12 protein-coding genes and 2 pseudogenes (1 of these 14 cut by a window edge) are annotated in these 20,151 nt (G+C 47.2%); 3 read left to right on the plus strand and 11 right to left on the minus strand.

Annotated features, from left to right (window positions below):
- Window positions 1–1,396 (minus strand): annotated as a pseudogene (locus A0V43_RS08690) (ISLre2 family transposase) (it extends 123 nt beyond the left edge of the window).
- A 484-nt stretch (window positions 1,397–1,880) separates the two neighbouring features.
- Between A0V43_RS08690 and A0V43_RS08695 the strand changes: the two are divergent.
- Together A0V43_RS08695 and A0V43_RS08700 are read left to right on the plus strand one after the other, a co-directional pair.
- A complete protein-coding gene (locus A0V43_RS08695; RefSeq protein ID WP_063192918.1) occupies window positions 1,881–2,171 on the plus strand; it encodes a hypothetical protein in 291 nt (96 codons plus the stop codon).
- 64 nt (window positions 2,172–2,235) lie between these two features.
- On the plus strand, window positions 2,236–2,679 hold the full coding sequence (locus A0V43_RS08700; protein ID WP_011231631.1) for an Hsp20/alpha crystallin family protein: 444 nt from the start codon (window positions 2,236–2,238) through the stop codon (window positions 2,677–2,679).
- A gap of 16 nt (window positions 2,680–2,695) precedes the next feature.
- On the opposite strand, the gene A0V43_RS08705 is transcribed toward A0V43_RS08700, so the two are convergent.
- The 9 genes and pseudogenes from A0V43_RS08705 to A0V43_RS08745 all read right to left on the minus strand — a co-directional run bounded on the left by A0V43_RS08705 (window position 2,696) and on the right by A0V43_RS08745 (window position 16,741).
- Window positions 2,696–3,718, minus strand: coding sequence for a LacI family DNA-binding transcriptional regulator (locus tag A0V43_RS08705; RefSeq protein WP_020756380.1), 1,023 nt, complete (start codon window positions 3,716–3,718; stop codon window positions 2,696–2,698).
- Window positions 3,719–3,774: 56 nt separating this feature from the next.
- Window positions 3,775–5,301, minus strand: coding sequence for a UDP-glucose--hexose-1-phosphate uridylyltransferase (gene galT, locus A0V43_RS08710; RefSeq protein WP_063192919.1), 1,527 nt, complete (start codon window positions 5,299–5,301; stop codon window positions 3,775–3,777).
- Window positions 5,302–5,304: 3 nt separating this feature from the next.
- Window positions 5,305–6,291 carry a UDP-glucose 4-epimerase GalE gene (galE, locus tag A0V43_RS08715; protein WP_063192920.1) on the minus strand — a complete coding sequence of 329 codons (987 nt, stop codon included), beginning with the start codon at window positions 6,289–6,291 and terminating at the stop codon, window positions 5,305–5,307.
- Window positions 6,288–7,478 (minus strand): galactokinase, encoded by a 1,191-nt coding sequence (locus A0V43_RS08720; RefSeq protein WP_063192921.1) that lies wholly within the window; start codon window positions 7,476–7,478, stop codon window positions 6,288–6,290. Before A0V43_RS08720 ends, galE begins: the two co-directional genes overlap by 4 nt.
- A gap of 700 nt (window positions 7,479–8,178) precedes the next feature.
- The gene (locus tag A0V43_RS08725; protein ID WP_063192922.1) at window positions 8,179–11,220 is read right to left on the minus strand and encodes a beta-galactosidase, LacZ type; all 3,042 of its coding nucleotides are present in this window, start codon (window positions 11,218–11,220) and stop codon (window positions 8,179–8,181) included.
- Between the two features lie 21 nt (window positions 11,221–11,241).
- Window positions 11,242–12,066 carry a carbohydrate ABC transporter permease gene (locus A0V43_RS08730; protein WP_063192923.1) on the minus strand — a complete coding sequence of 275 codons (825 nt, stop codon included), beginning with the start codon at window positions 12,064–12,066 and terminating at the stop codon, window positions 11,242–11,244.
- Window positions 12,059–12,873 (minus strand): annotated as a pseudogene (locus tag A0V43_RS08735) (carbohydrate ABC transporter permease). The gene A0V43_RS08730 and the pseudogene A0V43_RS08735 overlap by 8 nt, the downstream one beginning before the upstream one ends.
- A gap of 358 nt (window positions 12,874–13,231) precedes the next feature.
- A complete protein-coding gene (locus A0V43_RS08740) occupies window positions 13,232–14,521 on the minus strand; it encodes an ABC transporter substrate-binding protein (RefSeq protein ID WP_063192924.1) in 1,290 nt (429 codons plus the stop codon).
- Between the two features lie 201 nt (window positions 14,522–14,722).
- A complete protein-coding gene (locus A0V43_RS08745) occupies window positions 14,723–16,741 on the minus strand; it encodes a beta-galactosidase (protein ID WP_063192925.1) in 2,019 nt (672 codons plus the stop codon).
- Window positions 16,742–17,091: 350 nt separating this feature from the next.
- Here A0V43_RS08745 and A0V43_RS08750 point away from each other — a divergent pair, with 350 nt between their 5' ends.
- The gene (locus A0V43_RS08750; RefSeq protein WP_063192926.1) at window positions 17,092–17,877 is read left to right on the plus strand and encodes an EcsC family protein; all 786 of its coding nucleotides are present in this window, start codon (window positions 17,092–17,094) and stop codon (window positions 17,875–17,877) included.
- A gap of 63 nt (window positions 17,878–17,940) precedes the next feature.
- Here A0V43_RS08750 and A0V43_RS08755 read toward each other — a convergent pair whose 3' ends face one another.
- Window positions 17,941–20,127: an alpha-galactosidase gene (locus A0V43_RS08755; RefSeq protein ID WP_063192927.1), complete on the minus strand. Its 2,187-nt coding sequence runs from the start codon at window positions 20,125–20,127 to the stop codon at window positions 17,941–17,943.
- Between the last annotated feature and the right edge of the window lie 24 nt (window positions 20,128–20,151).

Below are 20,151 nucleotides of genomic sequence, written 5' to 3' on the forward strand. Positions count from 1 at the left end.
GGCCTGTTCGATCCGCTTGGACTTTGTTGAGGCCGAGACGGTCGACTGGGGCTCTTGCTCCTCCCACCGTCCCTTTCTCCACCCGATCCCGTCGATTCGGGCTGCCATCGCCCTCAGAAACGCCCGAAGCCCTTGGTCTTTCCAGCTGCGGCGGGATTTCACCCGATGCGCAAACCGGCTCATCACACTCTCCGCATGGCCCATCGGACGCATGCCGGTCGTCTCCACCCCTTGCTCCGACAGCCACCCCGATAGTCCCGGATGCATCCCGGCATCGACTCGATCCGGCGGATCATGGCAGCCAGCTGCTTCTCTTTCGCTTCGTCCTCCAACGTGCCGACCGCGCTGTTCAGCTCTACGAGAAGCCCTTCTTCATCTTGTTTCGCCAGCTTCTTCCGCACCTCCCGCCAACGCGGATGGCCGGACAGACACTGACGCAGCTCCCGCGCCACATGAAATCGATCCAGCTGAAAGCACGCCCGCTTCCCAAAATACTCCCGGCAGGCCGTGATCCACGACGCCGCGTCGCCGTTGATGACCAACAGGTCTTGGCACGGATCATAGGCATATTCCTTCATCAGCCACTCCTCAAACTGTTCCCACACGTCCCCGTCCCTTCATGGAGGTAGTGGCGCCGGTTCACCAGCTCAAGCTGCGACCCGTTTCGTCTCCATCCCTCGTGAACCGCCAGGATTTTCTCTTCTTTCGCCCGTTTCCCTTTCCCCTGGCGGGAAATAAACAGTCCATCGGCCTCCACAAACAGCACCCGGCCGTGCCGTTTGGAAACAGGGTGATGCAGCGAGACAGGGGCCTCCAGCACCAGTTGGCGAATCGCCTCGTGGCTGAGGACCGCATACCCCACGATCGACTCCAGCGTGCGAGCCGCTTTGCGGTAGGAAGAGCACTCGACGGCCAACTCGACCGCCGTTTCCTCGAGGCAAGGGCTGATCGACTGCGCTCCATCAAAGCCCAGTTCGGCATCCAGCAAGAACGTATACGCCCCCGTTTGTCGATCATAGTAGTAGTTCCGTCGGAACGTCACTTCCCCAAACAGCGTTTGGATCGTAGTCGGCCGTTTGTCTTTCAGCTGATACCGGCGCTTGTCCCGCGCTTCCGCCAGTTGTTGATCGATCTCCTCCAAAAGGGCCGCCAACAAGACAGCGAACACCTTTTGAAGAGTTCTCAACAATTGTTCCTCCAACTCTTTTAATAAAGGCCATTCTGTGGTAAGATGTTTCATGGACTCTCTCCCTCCTGTTTTCGGTTGATGTTGACAATCACCATCATAGCAGGGAGAGAGTCCTTTTTGCATGACATTTGCTTGTTCTACCGCGCTTCGCTTGGTGGCCCCGACGAGCGTCGCGAACAAAAGTTCGCAACCCTCGTCGGGGATCATTTCGGAATGTCACCCACAAATATTTTACTCACACTTCTCTTCTTATTACCGCGTTCATTTCGTCGCGGCAATTATTCATTATACGCAGTGTTAACTATTTGTCAATAGTTTTTTTATTTCATGATTGTTCGATCGTTGCACTCCGACATTCCGTCGAAGCGGCGATTTTTATTTTATACACTATCTCACTTTATGTCAACTACTTTTTTAGGTTGAACGCTCTCCCACCTACGCTAACGCTTAGAGGTGGGAGATTCTTGGGAATATCCGCCCCACGGCAGGCTGTCAACCAAGCCATCCCCGTGCGTCCCACGGTTGGGCTGCCTTACTTACAAAGACAGCAAACGAAACCAGCCCCACTATCTACATTCGACTTGGCCTCCCGAATCGCTTCGACTGCTGTATGATATAATTTCTTAAGAATATGTTGCAAGGAGCAGACCTCGAGGATCGCTATGCCTATTTTTTAAGGAGGGAAACAGCCGTGACCTATCCATTTTCTGCACTGCTTGACGCCTACCGCCGCCTTTGGCCGAATCGTTCGATCACAGCAGAGACGCTCGATGAACAGAATAGCAAGGCTCTTTTATATGAAACGATCAGGCAAGAGTTGCGCGATGAATGGACGCATCCGCGCGTGCGGCAATCGTCCGAAGTGAAGTTTTATTACGCAGTTAAGCGGGTGGCCGCTTCTGACTTGCCGGATGGCATGAAAGTAGCACTCATTCAAGCGTATTTGACGGTGATGGAACAATTGCAAGCCAATCATACATAAAACAGACGAATCCGGTTCACACTACTGAGCGGAAAAACATTTCTTGTTAAGGAGGATGGCAGTTATGGCGTTAATTCCGTATGACCCGTTCCGGCACTTGGAATCGATTCGCCGGGATATGAACCGCTTTTTTGCTAGTGATTTTCCATCGCTGTTCACTCATATGGATGAGCAGCACTGGATGCCGCGCATCGACATGCATGAAACGGCCAACGAATACGTCGTTTCGTGCGATTTACCGGGGCTGGAGCGGAAAGAGGATGTGCACATTGACGTGCAGAACAACATGTTGACCATCAGCGGCACGATTCAACGCCACCACGATGTAAGAGAAGAACAAATGCACCGGCGCGAACGCTTCTTCGGTCGCTTCCAGCGTTCGATCACCCTGCCGGCGGATGCGGCGACGGAAAACATTCGCGCGACGTACAAAAACGGCGTGCTGGACATTCATATCCCGAAAACGACGACAGGAACGAAAAAACGCGTTGATATCGAGTTCCATTAATGCGGAAGGGAGCGGCTTATCGACCGCTCCCCTTTTCGTTGCCCTCGCTGCTTGAGCGGATGACGAGCTCTGTCGGCACGACGACCTTTTTGCAAATCGCTCGTTTCGTCGTCAACCGTTCGATGAGCAGCTCAACCGCTGTTTCCCCCATAAATTCCGTGTATACTTTCACCGTCGAAAGCGGCGGGTGAAGAAATGCGGCCGTCGGAATATCATTGAATCCGACAATCGCCGCCTCTTCCGGAACAGCGATCCCGGCTTCATGCAGCGCACGCAGGGCGCCGATCGCCATCGAGTCGCTGGCAATGAAAAACGCCGTCGGCAAGTCGCCGCCTGAAACAGCCTCTTTCATCAGCCGATAGCCATCTTCAGCCGTGAAGGCACCGATCCATACATAGCGGGAATCATACAGCCCTTTGACATACAAATATTCGTAAAACGCCGCTTCGCGCTCATCGCGGATCGGCGTTTCCTCGTCGACATATTCACGGCCGCCGATATAGCCAATTTTCGTATGCCCCAACCGAAGCAAATAATCAAGCACCGTCACCGTCGCTTGACGCAAGTCGATGACGACTGAATCAAACCGATGCTCATCAGGCGAACAGTCGACAAACACAATTTGTTTGGCCCCGGCGGCAAAAACCTCGACTTCCTTCGGCCCGAATTTTCCGACGGCGATGATGCCGTCGAGCGCCTCCATCCGTTCAATCGGATAGGCGCCGTTTTGTTTAAACAATTTGACGAGTTCGATGCCGCGGTCAAAACACTCTTTTTCCACTCCGAGGCGAATCGCCATATAATACGGGTCATCGATTTCCTGGCGCTCCGAATACCAGTGAATGAGCCCGAAGCGAAACGATTCGCGCGCTTGCTGGCTTCGTTCCCGCAATGTTTTGTAGTTCAGCTCTTGGGCGACTTCAAAAATGCGCCTTCTCGTTTCATCGGAAACGGACAGCGTCGCATCGTAATTAAGCACGCGCGACACCGTCGCGACCGAAACGCCGACTTTTTCCGCGATTTCTTTTAACGTAGCCATCGTCTGTTTGCGATCCCTTCCTTATGTTTCATATGAAACGCGTTTTTTCGCCGCATTTAAACAAGAGACGACATGCGCTCCACAGCGTGCTGTATAAAGCGGCGAAACGCGTCCTTCCCTCGCTTGTCCCGCTTAAACACCCCGGCATGTTCCAACACGGTCACAAACCGTTGTCCGACTTCGTGCCGCAAAATGTCATGGACGTTGTCCTTCGTGATGTCCGGGTAGGCCGAGTGAATGGCTTCGCACCAATCCCAATGTTTATGCATCGACTCGTCCCAGTCTTCTTTTTTTGTCCGATGCACGAGATAATCGGCCAGCGTCTCCAGTTCCACGGCAAGCCGTGCCGGCAGCACCGCCAGCCCCATCACTTCGATCAAGCCGATATTTTCTTTTTTAATATGATGCAATTCTTCATGCGGATGGAAAATGCCGTACGGATGTTCCGCTGATGTCCGATTGTTGCGCAAAACGATGTCCAACTCAAACAAATCGCCGCGCCGCCGGGCGATCGGGGTGATCGTGTTATGCGGAACATCGCCGCTGTAGGCCATAATCTCGACACTTGGGTCGCTGTACGTCCGCCATGTTTCATACAAAAAGGCAGCCGCATCCAACACGTCCTCTTTTGGTCCAGTCAAACGGATGACGGACATCGGCCAGCGCACTATGCCGGCTGTGACCGACGGAAACGATGGAAGCGGGATACACTCTTCGATCTCCGCCTTTTCCATCGCAAACGGATAGCACCCGCCTTGGAAATGGTCATGCACTAAAATCGAGCCGCCGACAATCGGCAAATCGGCGTTCGAGCCAATGAAATAGTGCGGGAACTTTTCGACAAAATCAAGCAAGCGCTCAAGCGTCTTCCGCTCCATTTTCATCGGCGCATGTTCGGCGGAAAAGACGATGCAATGTTCATGATAGTACACGTAGGGAGAATATTGGAAATACCACTGTTCATCCAATAACGTGATCGGGATGACACGGTGATTGGAACGGGCTGGATGACGCCACGTTCCTTCATACCCTTCGTTTTCTTTGCATAATACACATTTTGGATACGAGGATGACGGCATCTCTTTTAATTTGACGATTTCCTTCGGGTCTTTTTCCGGCTTCGCCAAGTTAATGGTGATATCCAATTCTCCATAGATGGTTGACACTTTCCAGTGCTGATTGTTGGCGATGCGCGCCGTTTGAATGTAATTGGACGCTTGGCTCAACGAATAAAACCAGTCCGTCGCCTCCTGCGGGTCGCGGCGGTATCGCTCGTAAAAGGCGCGGATCACTTCCGACGGCCGCGGCATGACGCAGTCCATCAGTCTGGCGTCCCATATATCGCGCTCGGTTGTGGTATTCGTTTCCAACAATCCTTGTTCATACGCCCAATCAATGATTGCGTCCAATACGGGAGCGGGCGAGGCCAAGGGAACGTCCTTGATCTCGGCCGGCTGCCATTCCGTGAGCCGGAGCGCAGCCAACAGGCGGTTGCGCGCGTACACCACATCTTCCGGCGCTAAAAGGCCGCGTTGCTCGGCATAACGGATCAGTTGTTCAATCGCCGTCCAAATTCGTTCCATCGCTCACACACCCCGATAGCCGTTTGGCCGCGCTTTGTGCCACTCCCACGCCGAGGCGACGATATCCGTAATGGACAGGTATTTCGGCTCCCAGCCGAGCTCGCGCTTCGCTTTTTCCGATGAAGCGACAAGCCGCGCCGGGTCGCCCGGCCGCCGCGCCACGACGCGAGCGGGGATCGGGTGTCCGGTCACTTGCCGCGCCGCTTCGATCACTTCTTTGACGCTAAATCCATTTCCGTTGCCTAAATTGTATACATCGCTGTCTGCCCCGCTCCGCAATTTCTCGAGCGCCAGCCAATGGGCATCGACGAGATCAAGCACATGAATGTAGTCGCGGATGCACGTGCCGTCAGGCGTGTCATAGTCATCACCGAAAATGTAGATTTCCTCACGCTGGCCAAGCGGCACTTTTAAAATCAATGGAATAAGATGCGTCTCCGGGTTGTGGTCCTCACCGATTGTCGTGCCGTACGCCCCGGCGACATTAAAGTAGCGGAGCGAAATCGAGCGGATGCCATAGGCGCGGTCCGCCCATTTCATCATTTTTTCCATCGCCAGCTTCGTTTCTCCATACGCGTTCGTCGGTTCCGTCGGATCGGTTTCGACGATCGGGATTTGTTTCGGCTCCCCATACACCGCGGCGGTTGAAGAAAAGACGATTTGCTTGACGCCAAATTCTCTCATCACTTCAAGCAGCACTTGTGTGCCGTACACATTGTTGTCGTAATATTTCAGCGGCTCTTCCATGCTTTCGCCGACCAATGAGTTCGCCGCAAAATGAATGACCGCCTCAATGTCGTGCTGGCGAAACACCTCGCGCAAAAAATCGCGGTCGCGAATATCGCCTTGGCAAAACACCGCATCAGGGTGAACCGCCTCCCGGTGCCCCGTCTGCAAGTTATCCACCACGACCACGCGCTCCCCTTTTTCAAGCAGACGGTACACCGCATGGCTGCCGATATACCCTGCCCCTCCGCAAACCAAAATCATCGGCTCATCTCCTCCAGTTCCGTGAGTTCTCTCGCCCCGTCACCAACTTCAACGACATAAAAGCTTGCTTCATAACCGATTTTTTCGGCATACGCGTTTCCGACCCGTTCAATGAAATCTTGAACGCATGCCTTTTTCACAATGTTCACCGTGCAGCCGCCGAATCCTGCTCCAGTCATGCGCGCCCCGACCGTTCCTTCGTGCGACCATGCCGCTTCAACGAGCGTGTCGAGTTCAACGCCTGTCACTTCGTAATCATTGCGCAGCGACAAATGCGACTGTTTCATCAACTCGCCAAAGCGGACGAGGTCTCCCTGCTCAAGCGCCTGGGCGGCTTCAAGCGTCCGCTCGTTTTCCGTCACCGCATGGCGAGCCCGCTTTCGTTCAAGCGGGGAAAGAAGATGTGCATAACGGGCCAGTTCCGCGCTTGTCAGCTCGCCGAGCGAGGCGATGTTCCGCACGCTTTGCAGCTTCGCGAGCGCCGCCTCGCACGTCGCCCGCCGCTCGTTGTACGCCGAGTCCGCCAAGCCGCGCTTTTTGTTCGTGTTCGCGATGACGATCGCACAATCGTCAAGCACCAATGGCAAATAGCGATACTCGAGCGTCTGGCAGTTTAACAGGATGGCGCAATCTTGTTTTCCCATGCCGACGGCGAACTGATCCATAATGCCGCAATTGACGCCGATGTATTTATTTTCTACGTTTTGGCTCATTTTCACAATCTCTAGCTGATCAAGCCCGCGCCTGAACAGTTCGTTGAGCATCACCGCGGTCACAAGCTCAATCGACGCCGATGACGACAGCCCGGCGCCGTTCGGGATCGTGCCGTAATACAAAATATCCAACCCGGTCTCAAGCGGGCCAAGCGCTTGAAACGCAGCCAAGATTCCTTTCGGGTAGTTCGCCCAACCGTGTTCGCGACGATAAGACAAGTCGTCGTAAGAGACCGTGATCACTCCCGTTTCCGGGAAGTTTTGCGAATAAAAGCGGACAAACGGCTCATCTGTTTGTCGAACAAGCGCATACGTGCCGATCGCAAGCGCGCACGGCAGCACATGCCCGCCGTTGTAATCCGTATGCTCGCCGATCAAATTGACGCGGCCGGGGGCGAAGAAGATACGAACTCGTTCTTTACCCCCACCAAATACATTTTTAAAGGTTTCTGTCAAACCGAAACTAACAGCCATGATTATGCCTCCTAAACAATCAATCGCTAGTATATATTTTAGTATAAATTTTACTAAAAAACAATAAAAAAGAATTTTTATTAGGTTGCTTATTTGACATGTAACTTAAAATTACGGTCTTATGCCTTTCTTTCTTTAATCAACGTCTTATCCCTTCATCCTTTAAAAAAGTAAAATTACCCCATATTTTATTTCCTAACCTTAACTCAAAAACAACTCGCGGTATTGTCCAAATCTTAGTATTCGGCTAATCCAAAGCAACAAATAAATACGATAAAATATACCGGGTATCACTTTCAAATTCGATAATTGAATCGCCTCCAATTTCTCTTGTACCATATTGGCCAATCAGAACAGAAAACATAGCTTCAACCACTTTGTTTTCTGCAAAGAAAAAATACAGAGTTTCGCAACGAAAAGTGCAGAGAATTACAACTTGACATGGAGCCTCTGGGGGCGTGATGAAAAAGCCAGGAAGCCAGCAATATCAAGGGCTGGCTATGCCTAAAAAGGCTATCACGCCCCCCTCTCCATGTAAAGTTGGCCTAAGCCAAATTCTCTGCAGATCTCTGCATTTTTATTTTGCAATAAACACCACTTTCCATTTTTGTTTGATAAGTATATCATGTGATGGCATTTTTATTTTTCGAGATAAATAAAAACGCTAAGATGAGAAGTTTACATCATGATGCTGTTGTCGCTAAACTTTATGAATCATAAACTCAAATTCCATGTCTTGATCTGCCTTTATGACGTATTCATCGTGAACAGGGGCGCCCCAGCTGTCGTCTCCGCCAACTCCCATTTGTCGACCTGCTACCGTGACAACCGTATAATGAATATTGGGCAGCTCGTAATGATGATTGGCATGTTCAAGTTCAAAAGCTGTGTATGGCGAAAAGTTGCATTCCAATGGTTCAGTTATAGAAGAAATTTTTATTCCCTGTCCATTGTTGTTCGTTAAGCTTACTTTACGAACTCCTGTTCTGTTTCCTGATTCCTGCGGTTTGAGATAGCGCGATACATTGTCAGATACTTGATTTCTAAAAATTCCAAGTCTTGCCCCCTTTGAGCGATCGACATAGTTTTCTTCGGGCCCCATTGCATACCACTCGAGTTGATTATAGTCGGCTGGAACCTTGAATGATACCGCAAAAATCGGCATTGACGGAAGATTCTCGACTCCATGATAGACCGCCTTCACGCGAATGCTGCCATCAGCATAAACGGTATAACCAAATTTCACTTCCAATTCGGGGTTAATGGAAAATTTGTAGGTAAAGGTGACATTTACTTGGGCCGCTTCCTCTTTCACATCGACTTTTACACATTTACGCGCCAAACTCGCCGCATACCAAAGCCCCGAATAGAAGTCTTGCAAAAAACCTCGGTCATTATCAGTCGTGGCCCTCCAAAACAATGGTGCAGGAGGGACCGCAATCATCTCCTTGCCTGCGTAATTCATTGAAACTAGGCTTCCTGCCTGTTTGGAAAACATGATCGTAAAATCTTTGCCGTGCACCCCAATGTTGACATCACCATGGACAACTTTTAACTTTCCGCTAGGAACAACGAATTCCTTGGAACCAATCTGGAATACAAACTGGCCGAATGCTACCTCATAACCAGCATCAGCCCAAAGTGTTTTTTCTTTCAATTTAAATGATGCATGAATGCAATATTCACCTGCATCTGCCATCATCCCAAGGGGCCAGTCGAACTCGACTCTTTTCTCTTCCTGCGGCGCTACCGATACATTCAGCTTGCTTCGATACAACTCTCTCCCTTCAAGGAATAGGACGTATTCTAAATCATATTCACTTGTGTCAGTGAAAAGACTTTCATTTCTAATATTGACACCGTATTGATCCGGTGAAAGCTTAAAGTTTTGATAAAGATATTTTACTTCCTGCATCTTCGGTGACAACTCCCGGTTAGCATAGACAATTCCGTTCGTGCAGAAACCGTAATCGGTTGGACGGTCGCCAAAGTCCCCTCCATATGCCAAAAATTCTTTTCCATAACGATCTTTTTTCACAAGGGCTTGATCAATGAAATCCCAAATAAAACCACCTTGATACATCGGATACTTTTGTTCCAAATCCGTATATTTGTACATCCCGCCGAGCGAGTTCCCCATTGCATGCATATATTCGCAGCTGATATACGGTTTATCCGGATTTTCTGTTAAATACTTTTCAATTTCATGAGGCTTTGCGTACATACGACTTTCTATGTCGCTTATATCATTATACTCGCGGGCATGAAATACTCCTTCATAATGGACAAGACGGCTCGGATCGACTGACCGAAAATAGTTGGCGACGTTTAACAGAACTTCCCCAGCATACGATTCATTTCCACATGACCAAATCAGGATGGAAGGATGGTTCTTATCCCTTTCAAACATTGAAATCGCTCGGTCCATAACAATGTCTTGCCATTCTCGATTGTTCCCCGGAACATTCCATGTGGGGTCGACACGGCCCATTTTTTGCCACGTTCCGTGCGTTTCCAAATTCATTTCATCAATGACATAGATGCCGTATTCATCGCATAGTTCATACCAATAGCTTTGATTCGGATAGTGTGACGTACGGACTGCGTTAATGTTATGACGCTTCAATGTTTTAATATCCCATAGCATATCTTCCTTTGTGATCGCCCGGCCTCTTCGACAATGAAATTCATGTCGGTTAACGCCTTTAAATACAATCCGTTTTCCGTTAAGGTGCATAACTTTATTGATGATCTCGAATCTTCGAAAACCGACCTTCTGTGGAACAACCTCTACCAATTGGCCAAACTCGTTAAAAATCTGAATATATAGCTTATACAAATACGGTTTCTCCGCGCTCCATAATTCCGGTTCATCGACCGCAATGGAAAATGTCCCCTTTTCGCCATGAAGCTCTCCGTCTTTTTTGGCGACAAGGTCGCCTTTCGCATCATACAGTTCAGCGATAAACCTAGAGCCGGCAGGTACCGGAGACAAAAAGGTAAGGTCCGCCGTTAACATGCCTCTCGTATAGGACGAATCCAATTCGGCGCGAACATGTAAATCATAGACATGAATATCTGGCACTGTATAAAGGTATACATCGCGAAAGATTCCAGAAAAACGCCAGAAATCCTGATCCTCAAGCCAACTTCCGGTGCTGTACTGGTAAACCTCAACCGCGAGCTTATTCTCTCCATCCTTTATAAAAGGTGTAAGTTCAAATTCTGCCGGCGTGAAAGAGTCCTCACTATACCCGACAAACTGCCCGTTCAACCAAACATAAAACGCCGACTCCACTCCTTGAAAAGAAATATACACCGGTTTACCTTTCATACGTTCAGGAAGATTAAAAATTTTTATATAGCTTCCTACTGGATTATAATCCATAGGAACTTCTGGAGGACGAACATCGCAATGACCGTCCCACGGATACATCGTATTTACATACTGGGGAGTTCCATAGCCTTGCAACTGAATATGCCCTGGTACAGAAATATCGCCCCAGTTTGAGCAGTCAAAATCAAGTTGATAAAATTTCGCGGGGCGGCTAGCTGGATTGACCGCATAGTGAAACTTCCAATTTCCATTCAACTCATAGCGCATCGACATGGAAACTCCACTTTTTGCTTCTTCCAACGTCTCATAATAAATATGGTCCGAATGGACAGGCAGGCGATTAACACCGAACACACGAGGATCTGAAAGCCATTCTAATGTGGGGGTTGTTAATGTTTTTTTCATTATTTCCACACTCCTTACTCATCATTTTACTGAACCGAGCATCCCGGCAACGAAGTGCTTTTGCATGAAAAAGAAGATCAGCGCCGTCGGCAAGGTAGCGATCACAATAGCGGTCATGATCATTCCAAAGTCCGGAGAATAACTCGATCCAAGATTTGATATAAGCAATGGCACCGTCTGGTTCTCCGGGGACTGTAATATGACAAGTGGCCATAAATAGCTGTTCCAGCTCGACATAAATGTAATAATCGCCGCGGCCGCATAGGTTGTTTTCATCGTAGGGACATAAAGCCTGAAGAAGATCCCCCATTCAGACAATCCATCAATTCGGCCCGCTTCAATAATTTCCTTCGGGAACATTTTCGTGCTTTGGCGGAAGAAAAAAATCAGAAATGCCGTTGTGACTGTCGGCAAAATAACGGCCGTCATTGTATCAACACCGATGCTTGGAAATATTTGTGACATTGTCCCAAACATTCTAAACAACGGGACCATTAAAGCAGCAAAAGGTATCATCATTGAAAGCAACAAGAAATTGAATACAAAATCTTTTGTTTTGCTTTTAAAAATTTCAAATCCGTAACCAGCCAAAGAGGAGACCAACATTGCGAGTAAAGTTGTTATAATCGCGATTTTCGCTGAATTCATTAATGCATTGACTAGATTAGTGCTATCAAGCAGGTTGCGGAAGTTTTCCATAAAATGACTACCTGGCAATAACCGTCCTTTCGTCACTTCTACTGATTTATTCGTCGCACTAACAACCATCCACAAAAATGGAAACACAGAAACAATAGATGCAATGGTTAAAACAGTATAGTTGAATACGTTTTTGAGATTACTCATTTTTATCACCTGCCACTTTAAACTGAATAATAGAAAAAAATACAATCATAACCACAATCGCATACGAAACCGTTGCTGCATAACCGAAATCAGGGTATATTTAAATGAAAGATTGTAGATATATTGAGAAATCGTCATCGTTGCATTTCCCGGCCCCCCTTGCGTAATGTTCATTACTTCATCGAACAGCTGGAGCGTACCGATTGTTGAAGTGATTGACGTAAACAAAATCATGGGCTTTAACAATGGAATCGTAATTTTAAAAAACTGCTGAACTGGCGAAGCACCATCAATTTTAGCCGCTTCATAAATCGAGTGATCGATATTTTGTAGGGCAGATAAGTAAAAAATCATATTATAGCCTGTCCATCTCCACGTAAGAGCAATAATAATGGTCACTTTAGCCCAAAAAGGATCAGCTAGCCAGTTGATTGGTTCAGATATAAGAGAGCATTTCATCAACATAACGTTGATCAAGCCATCTTGACTAAACAAATATTTAAATATGACAGAATACGCAACTAGGGAAGTGACACATGGTAAAAAAATTGCTGTTCGAAACAATCCTCTCAGCTTTAATTTCGGATTATTCAATAATACGGCTAAAAATAAGGCGAGAATAATCATAATCGGAACTTGAATAATAAGATATATCACTGTATTTTTTACGGTTGTCAAAAAGGTAGGATCACTAAATAAACGAGCATAATTTTTCAATCCCACAAAGGTTAGATTTGTCCCTGAACCTGATTTTAATGAAAGAATTAAGGCTTGGGCCATTGGATAAAAATAAAACGTGCAAATCATAATAACAGCTATTATTACAAAAGACCATCCAATTATTATATTTTTTATGCGGTGTTTCTGATTAATGTTTCGATCCGTTTTTATTATCAAATCTAGATTCACTTTTGTCGGGGAATCACTCTATATCAACTCCTTAACATGTTGATAAATAGAAAGCAACATCCGTGAGAGGGTCTTGCTCTTTACTCAAGCATGAAAATGACCGATCAAGGCGTCGAGGAGCGGGCATCTTCATAGAAGAGCCCCGAACCACTCCGCCTGTTACACACAATGCTCCTACTATGACAAACCAAGCAGACGAGCGGACTCTCGGGGCTTAATTTTTTATGTTTCCCTTAACATAACAGGCGTGCTATATTTATTTAACTTGTTGTTCTGCCTGTTTTTGTGCATCTTCCAACACTTTATCAAGATCTTTGCCTTTTAAGTAATCTTGCAACGCAGCTGCTAAAATATCTTCGATCACATACGTATGTGCACCATAGTTTACTTGAGGAATTTCTGTCATCCATTTGGAGAAATCAGCTGTTACTTTTTGACCTCCAAAAAACTCATCTGCAGCCTTATAGGCCTCACTATTAGCAGCTGGTTTGTATGTGCCAATTGCACCAATTTCTTTGTTTAGCGCTTCATAAAACTCAACATTTGATCCAAACGTTTTAGCTAGAAATTCTGCCGCCTTTTCTTTTCCAGGAATGTTAAGTACATACCAAGAACTTCCGCCTAGGTTCGTAGCATTAACAGAGTTAGGAATGCCCGATTGTTTCGGAAAAGGCACAACAGCCCACTTACCAGCCTGAGAAGCTTCGGCTTTAACAGAAGCTGTAATCCAGTTTCCTGTCGGGATCGATGCAACTGCTCCACTATTAAAAGAGGCAACAAATTGACTCCAGTCAGAAATAGGTTTCGATATCCCTGCGTTTATAATTTCTTTGTAAGTTTTAAATGCTTCCTTCAGCGGCTCATTGTCTGCCAAATTCGGGGTTACTCCGTCTTCTTTCACATACCATGAACCACTAGTTTGAATCATCTCACGAATAATCCCCAGATTTTTAGGATCGAGTGCAAGCATATATTTACCCGTTGCTTGTTTTACCTTTTTCCCAATTTCAATATATTTGTTCCAGTCCAATCCTTGTAAATCATCAACAGTATATCCCGCTTTTTGCAAATAATCTGTTCTCACATATAACCCAGCAACCCCTGTATCAAACGGAAGCCCATAATGTTTACCATTTAAGCTAGTAGGAGCAAGTTTATATTCAGCAAAATCTTCCGCTTTGAAATATTTTGATAGGTCATAGAATGCATCAGGATACGCTTTAAGGAAGCTCTGTGCACGATAGTCTTCAATTAATACGATATTTGGCAAGCCTTTTGTTGTGCCAGAACTTAAACTTGTATTAAGCTTTTGAACGATATCCTCTTGAGCATTTTCAATAATTTTTAATTTAAAATTAGGATTCTCTTTCTTATAAAACTCTTCTGCAATTTTCATCGCTTTTACGTTAAAATTTGGATCCCACGTCCACACTGTTATTTCATTCGTACTTTTTGTACCATCTGTAGCTCCCCCGGTTTTCGTTTCTGAAGAACAAGCAGTTAATAGAAGAATACTTACTAAAAATAGTGTCAAAATCTTTTTCAAAGAAAATCCCTCCTGTTTTTTTAATTCTTATGAACTTTTGGTGAAAAAGGAGTCTAATTAAGAATATACAGCCGAAAAACATACATTTTTCAGTTGTTGTCTTAATGAAATGAGCCTTTTCACTAAGTGCGTAAGATCCAATGTTTATAGACATTATCATCTTATGCATATTATGTTGCCAACTGTCGGAACGAGACTTCTCTAAACCTTCCCGGCTTCATCATGCTCTCTTAACACTGCTACATCAATCCCTTGAATCCTCAATTCACCTCCTCGAAAGCATTTCCCATCAATCATATTCTGGTATATCTTATCTTCTGGCAGTGACAGTGTCACTTCGTAATCATTATGATTGATAATAATTAAATACTTCCATTCATCAGTCTCTCTTTGTTGCACCTCTATATTTTCAGCTACTTCAAGAATGGGATTAATATGATGTTTAGCGAAAACCTGTTCTAAAAGCCTGCCTAAATAATTACTATCTGGATAAGTACCGACGTAAATCCCCTCTCCTTTACCGTAGCAGTTACGTGTAACCGCCGGAAGTCCTGCATACCAATCCCCCTTAAATGTCGCTAGAGGTTCTGCCCCTTCTAATCGGATTATGTCCGCCCACGTCGTACAATCATATTCCCCATCGTTACTATATATTTTGTTTACCTTTGTTTCTGGGTATGGTACAAATTCCTCAACAAAAATCCCCAAAATATCTCGCAGAGGACCAGGATATCCGCCTAAATGTACACGGTCATTTTCATCTACAATGCCACTGAAGAAACTGACAATCAAAGTGCCACCGTTAGCAACAAATTGCCGTAAGTTTTCATCTTCTCCCTCTTTAACCATATATAACATTGGAGCGATAACTACTTTGTATTTTGTTAGATCATCAGATGGCCTTACAAAATCGACAGCAATATTGCGTTTATATAATTCCTTATAATAAGCTTCAACTATAGGAATATATCTTAGTTTATTATGTGGTTTGGAACTTAGTTCGACAGCCCACCAGTTTTCCCAATCAAAAATGATCGCGACCTCTGCCTTGATTCTGGATCCGACCAAACAATCTAACTTTTTCAGTTCTTGCCCCAACTGTGTAACTTCCCTATAAATTCTATTATTCTCGTTCAAAAAGTGTGGCACCATTGCACCGTGGAATTTTTCAGCTCCTGCTCTACTTTGACGCCACTGAAAAAACATAATACCATCTGCACCACGGGCAATAGTTGCATAACTCCATAGACGCATTACACCTGGCGGTTTTGGAACATTAATATCGCGCCAGTTAACATGTGAGGTTACCTGCTCCATCAAAATAAATGGTTGACCTTTTCTTAAACTACGCATAAGGTCATTCATCATGGCGTGCTGAATTGGCAAGCCCTCTCTGGGATCAGGATATGAGTCCCATGTCACAATATCCACATGTTGAGCCCATTGAAAATAGTTTAACGGTTTGAACGAACCCATGAAATTAGTTGATACTGGAATATCTGGTGTTAATTCGCGTAAAATTTTCTTTTCTGTTAAAAACAACTTGAGAATTGAGTCATTCATAAAACGGTAGTAATCAAGTTCTTGGGATGGATTAATAAAAGTTGGTGCCTTTCTAGGAGGATTAATTTCATCCCAATGATTGTATCGCTGTCCCCAAAAATTTGTACCCCAACGTTCATTTAATTCATCGATTGTTTTATATCTTTCCTTTAGCCACTTTCTAAACGCGACAGCACAATTCTCGCAAAAACACTTGGAAACGTGACATGCATACTCATTATTAACATGCCACATTTTGAGTGCCGGATGATTTTTATACCGTTCTGCTATAGCCCTTACAAGTCTCTTTATGTGCGTAATTAATTGAGGATGATTAGGACAATAATGTTGTCTACTGCCAAACGAGAGAATGGCACCGCTTTCATCGATTGGCAAAGAATCTGGATACTTTTTTACAAACCAAGCTGGAGTAGTTGCAGTCGCCGTCCCCAAGTTAATATAAACACCGTGATCATATAGTATATCTATAACCTTGTCTAGCCATTCAAAGTCGAACACACCATCAGACGGTTCAATCTTGCTCCAACTGAAAATCCCTAAAGATACTAAATTCACCCCCGCTTTTTGCATCAACTTAGCATCTTCATACCAAATTTCCTCTGGCCATTGCTCTGGGTTATAATCTCCTCCGTAACAAATTGAGGATAACACATTCATAATTATTCCCCCTAGCTAATTTTCGTTTAATTATAAATTAAGTTAAAATTTAGTATTTGTCAACAACAATATTTTACTAAATAAATATATATTTTTTAATTAAAAACAACCAAATATATAGGCCCTCGCAACGGGAAAATTTCGTCTTCTTCGCAGGATAAAAATATTTTTCTGTCGAATATCGTGAATTGGTGCATTTAGGAGTTTAGGTATTTTCAGAGTAGATAAAAACAGGATCCAGTTTTTAGTATAACACTTATTAATAATCCCTTCTTCATAAATGCATAAAAAATGCCCCTAATCCTCAACCTAAGAAACAAGTGATTCAACAATGGTCGGAGGACGATTTTATGAAGGATACAATAACATCACTAAAACAAGAACTTCAAACCATCATGAACTGGGAACACTCCCAAAAAGACCTATGGTTTTGGGAAAAGCTCGGCCGCTTGCCGTTTCAAGTGCTCGATAAGCTGACGCCAAAAGTCGTCCATCGAAAACTCGGGCAGCTGCTTGATGAATTGGGCAGCTATATTCAAAGCGGCGGGCAATACTTGGTGAATGAAGGAAAGGTATTGGACAAGCTTGGCGTATCGTCGTTGGCCGAAGTGCCGCACTTGCCGCTCGAGACGATGGATCGCGTTTGCGACGAGTTGATCGATGCGCGCGTCACGTTCGCCCAGCTGCAAGGGGCGGCGACTGGAATGGGCGGGGCGCTGACGCTGGCGGTGGACATCCCAGCGCTTCTTGGCTTGGCGCTGAAAACGCTGCAAGAGATCGCCATCGTGTACGGATATGACCCGAAGGAAAAAGAGGAGCGCGTGTTTGTCGTCAAATGCCTGCAGTTTGCCGCGGCGGACATCGTCGGGAAAAAAGCGATTTTGGACGAACTTTCGTCGTTCTCCCATGAACGCGGGCGCGTCTTTTCCGAACTGCAAGGCTGGCGGGAAGTGATGATGACGTTCCGCGACCAATACGGGTGGAAAAAGCTGTTTCAAGCCGTTCCGATCATCGGTGTCATTTTCGGTTCGCTGTTTAACAAATCGTTTATGGAAGACATCGCCGAAACTGGGAAGATGCTTTATCGGAAGCGGCGCATTATCGAGAAGCTCAAACAGTTTGAACCCGGCATCTAACATGCCGGGTTCGATTCGTTTGTTTCGCCCTGATGCATCCGCTCAGGCCGCATCATTCCCCTATCATCGAACAGCTTTCAATCGCCACATCATGCTGATAAAATCGCCCAAGCGGTGCGGCACCGCCACTCCGGCATACATCAGCTCGTCGCCGCCGTAGACGCCAAGGCCTTCGATTTCATAGTCTTGATTCGGGTCAAGCCCTTTGAGCAGCAAGTATGACAGCGGCGCGTTCGCTTCCGCCAGAACACGGAAGTAGGCGACGAGCGCTTCCGACTGATCTTCCGAGACGAACATCCACGCCGCCTCGTTGCCTTCAAACGGGCTGAGCAGCCGATAAAACGTGCCGAACTGGACGAGGCGGCGCACATCTTTGTAAAACGCGACTTGTTCCTTAATGATTTGTTTTTCTGTTTCCGTCAATTTCGTGATATCGAGCTCATAGCCGAAGTTGCCTGACATCGCGACATGACCGCGCGTCTTGAGGGACGCCACCCGCCCGACTTGATGGTTCGGCACGGCCGAGACGTGGGCGCCCATGGCGCTCACTGGGTAAACGAGGCTTGTACCGTACTGGATTTTCAGGCGCGAGACAGCGTCAGTGTTGTCGCTCGTCCACGTTTGCGGCATATAATACAGCATCCCCGGGTCAAACCGTCCCCCGCCTCCTGAGCAGCTTTCAAACAAAATGTCCGGAAAACGCGAGGTGATCTCATCCATCACGCGATAGAGCCCAAGCATATAGCGGTGCGCCGTTTCGCGCTGGCGCTCGGGCGGCAGGGCGGAGGAGCCAATTTCCGTCATATGGCGGTTCATGTCCCATTTCACATAAGTGATGGGGGCGCTCGCAAGCACGTTCGAGATCGTTTCAATCATATAGTCGCACACGTCTTGGCGGGAATAATCGAGCACAAGCTGATTTCTTCCTTCAGAGCGCGGGCGGTTCGGCACATGGAGGCACCAGTCGGGATGTTTCCGGTACAGCTCGCTGTTTGGCGACACCATTTCCGGTTCAACCCATAAGCCGAACTGCAGCCCGAGTTCGTTCACTTGTTTCGCCAACCCGTCCAGACCGTTGGGGAGTTTGCGCCGATTGACCACCCAATCACCGAGGGAACGGCGGTCGTCGTCGCGTTCGCCAAACCAACCGTCGTCCAGCACAACCAGTTCGATGCCAAGCTCCGCTGCTGTTCTCGCGATGTTGACGATTTTTTCTTCGTTAAAATCAAAGTACGTCGCTTCCCAATTGTTGATTAAAATCGGACGTTCGCGGTCGCGGAACGCACCGCGCGCCAGGCGGGTGCGGTACAGTTCGTGGTACGTTTGCGACATTCCGTTCAACCCTTGGTCGGAGTAGACCATAACGACTTCCGGCGTTTGGAACGATTCGCCCGATTCCAATAGCCACGTAAAATCAAACGGATTGATGCCCATCGAGACGCGGGCAGTGCGGAACTGGTCCACCTCGACTTGGGCGAGGAAATTGCCGCTGTACACCAAGCTGAACCCGTACACTTCGCCTTGGTGCTCATCGGCGTTTTTGGCAGCGAGCGCAATAAACGGGTTTTGTTGGTGGCTGCTCGCGCCGCGGCGGCTTTCGGCCGCTTGCACGCCGGTCACAAGCGGGCGGCGCTCGATCCAGCGCTCGCGCCCCCACGCCCCGGGAAGATGGATCCAGTCATAATCGGCAGACGAAAAATCGACGCTCATGCTTAACGCACGCAACAGCTTTAGACGCTCACGCCCCTTGTTTTCGAAACGGGCTGCGCGCGTGATGACGTTCCATTTTTCATACGCCGTATACTGCAACGTGACCTCTAGACCGATCAGCGCATCTCCAAGGACAATTTCGAGCGTCTCCGCTTCCTGTTCATGCTCCACGTATGTCGCCGGCAGCCCGTTCAGTCTAGGCTTCCCTTTGTAAATGCGGTGCGTTTTGTAGCGCAAATCGGTCACGGTCGAGCCGTTCTCAAGCTGCACTTGATACGCTGGAGCCCGGAAATCGGTATTCCCATAGGCTGGATATTCTTGCGGCAGCGTATCGAGCGAAAACGTGCGGTCAGACGGGTCGGGATTGGGGGAAAACGCGCGATCCAGCCGCGGAAACGCCTCCGTGCCCCGAACAGCGCGCACCGCTTTTCCCCAATAGACATGCGCCAAATAGCCGGAGCGGAAAAGCTGCATCACGTAGCTCGCCTTTCCCGCTCGCAAATGAAACTGCTTCGTTTGCGGATTGTATGCAACTGACATTCTCTTCCCCCGCTTTGTTTTTGT

Origin of the sequence: Geobacillus sp. JS12, assembly GCF_001592395.1 — a bacterium.
Classification (GTDB): Bacteria; Bacillota; Bacilli; order Bacillales; family Anoxybacillaceae; genus Geobacillus; species Geobacillus zalihae.

Bases quoted from the DNA above. Each gene is read 5' to 3' on its own strand.
- A0V43_RS08745 (WP_063192925.1), bottom strand. From the start codon at position 16,741: ATGAATGTGTTATCCTCAATTTGTTACGGAGGAGATTATAACCCAGAG.
- A0V43_RS08750 (WP_063192926.1), top strand. From the start codon at position 17,092: ATGAAGGATACAATAACATCACTAAAACAAGAACTTCAAACCATCATG.
- A0V43_RS08725 (WP_063192922.1), bottom strand. From the start codon at position 11,220: ATGAAAAAAACATTAACAACCCCCACATTAGAATGGCTTTCAGATCCT.
- A0V43_RS08730 (WP_063192923.1), bottom strand. From the start codon at position 12,066: ATGAGTAATCTCAAAAACGTATTCAACTATACTGTTTTAACCATTGCA.
- galT (WP_063192919.1), bottom strand. From the start codon at position 5,301: ATGGAACGAATTTGGACGGCGATTGAACAACTGATCCGTTATGCCGAG.
- A0V43_RS08700 (WP_011231631.1), top strand. From the start codon at position 2,236: ATGGCGTTAATTCCGTATGACCCGTTCCGGCACTTGGAATCGATTCGC.
- galE (WP_063192920.1), bottom strand. From the start codon at position 6,291: ATGATTTTGGTTTGCGGAGGGGCAGGGTATATCGGCAGCCATGCGGTG.
- A0V43_RS08705 (WP_020756380.1), bottom strand. From the start codon at position 3,718: ATGGCTACGTTAAAAGAAATCGCGGAAAAAGTCGGCGTTTCGGTCGCG.
- A0V43_RS08755 (WP_063192927.1), bottom strand. From the start codon at position 20,127: ATGTCAGTTGCATACAATCCGCAAACGAAGCAGTTTCATTTGCGAGCG.
- A0V43_RS08720 (WP_063192921.1), bottom strand. From the start codon at position 7,478: ATGGCTGTTAGTTTCGGTTTGACAGAAACCTTTAAAAATGTATTTGGT.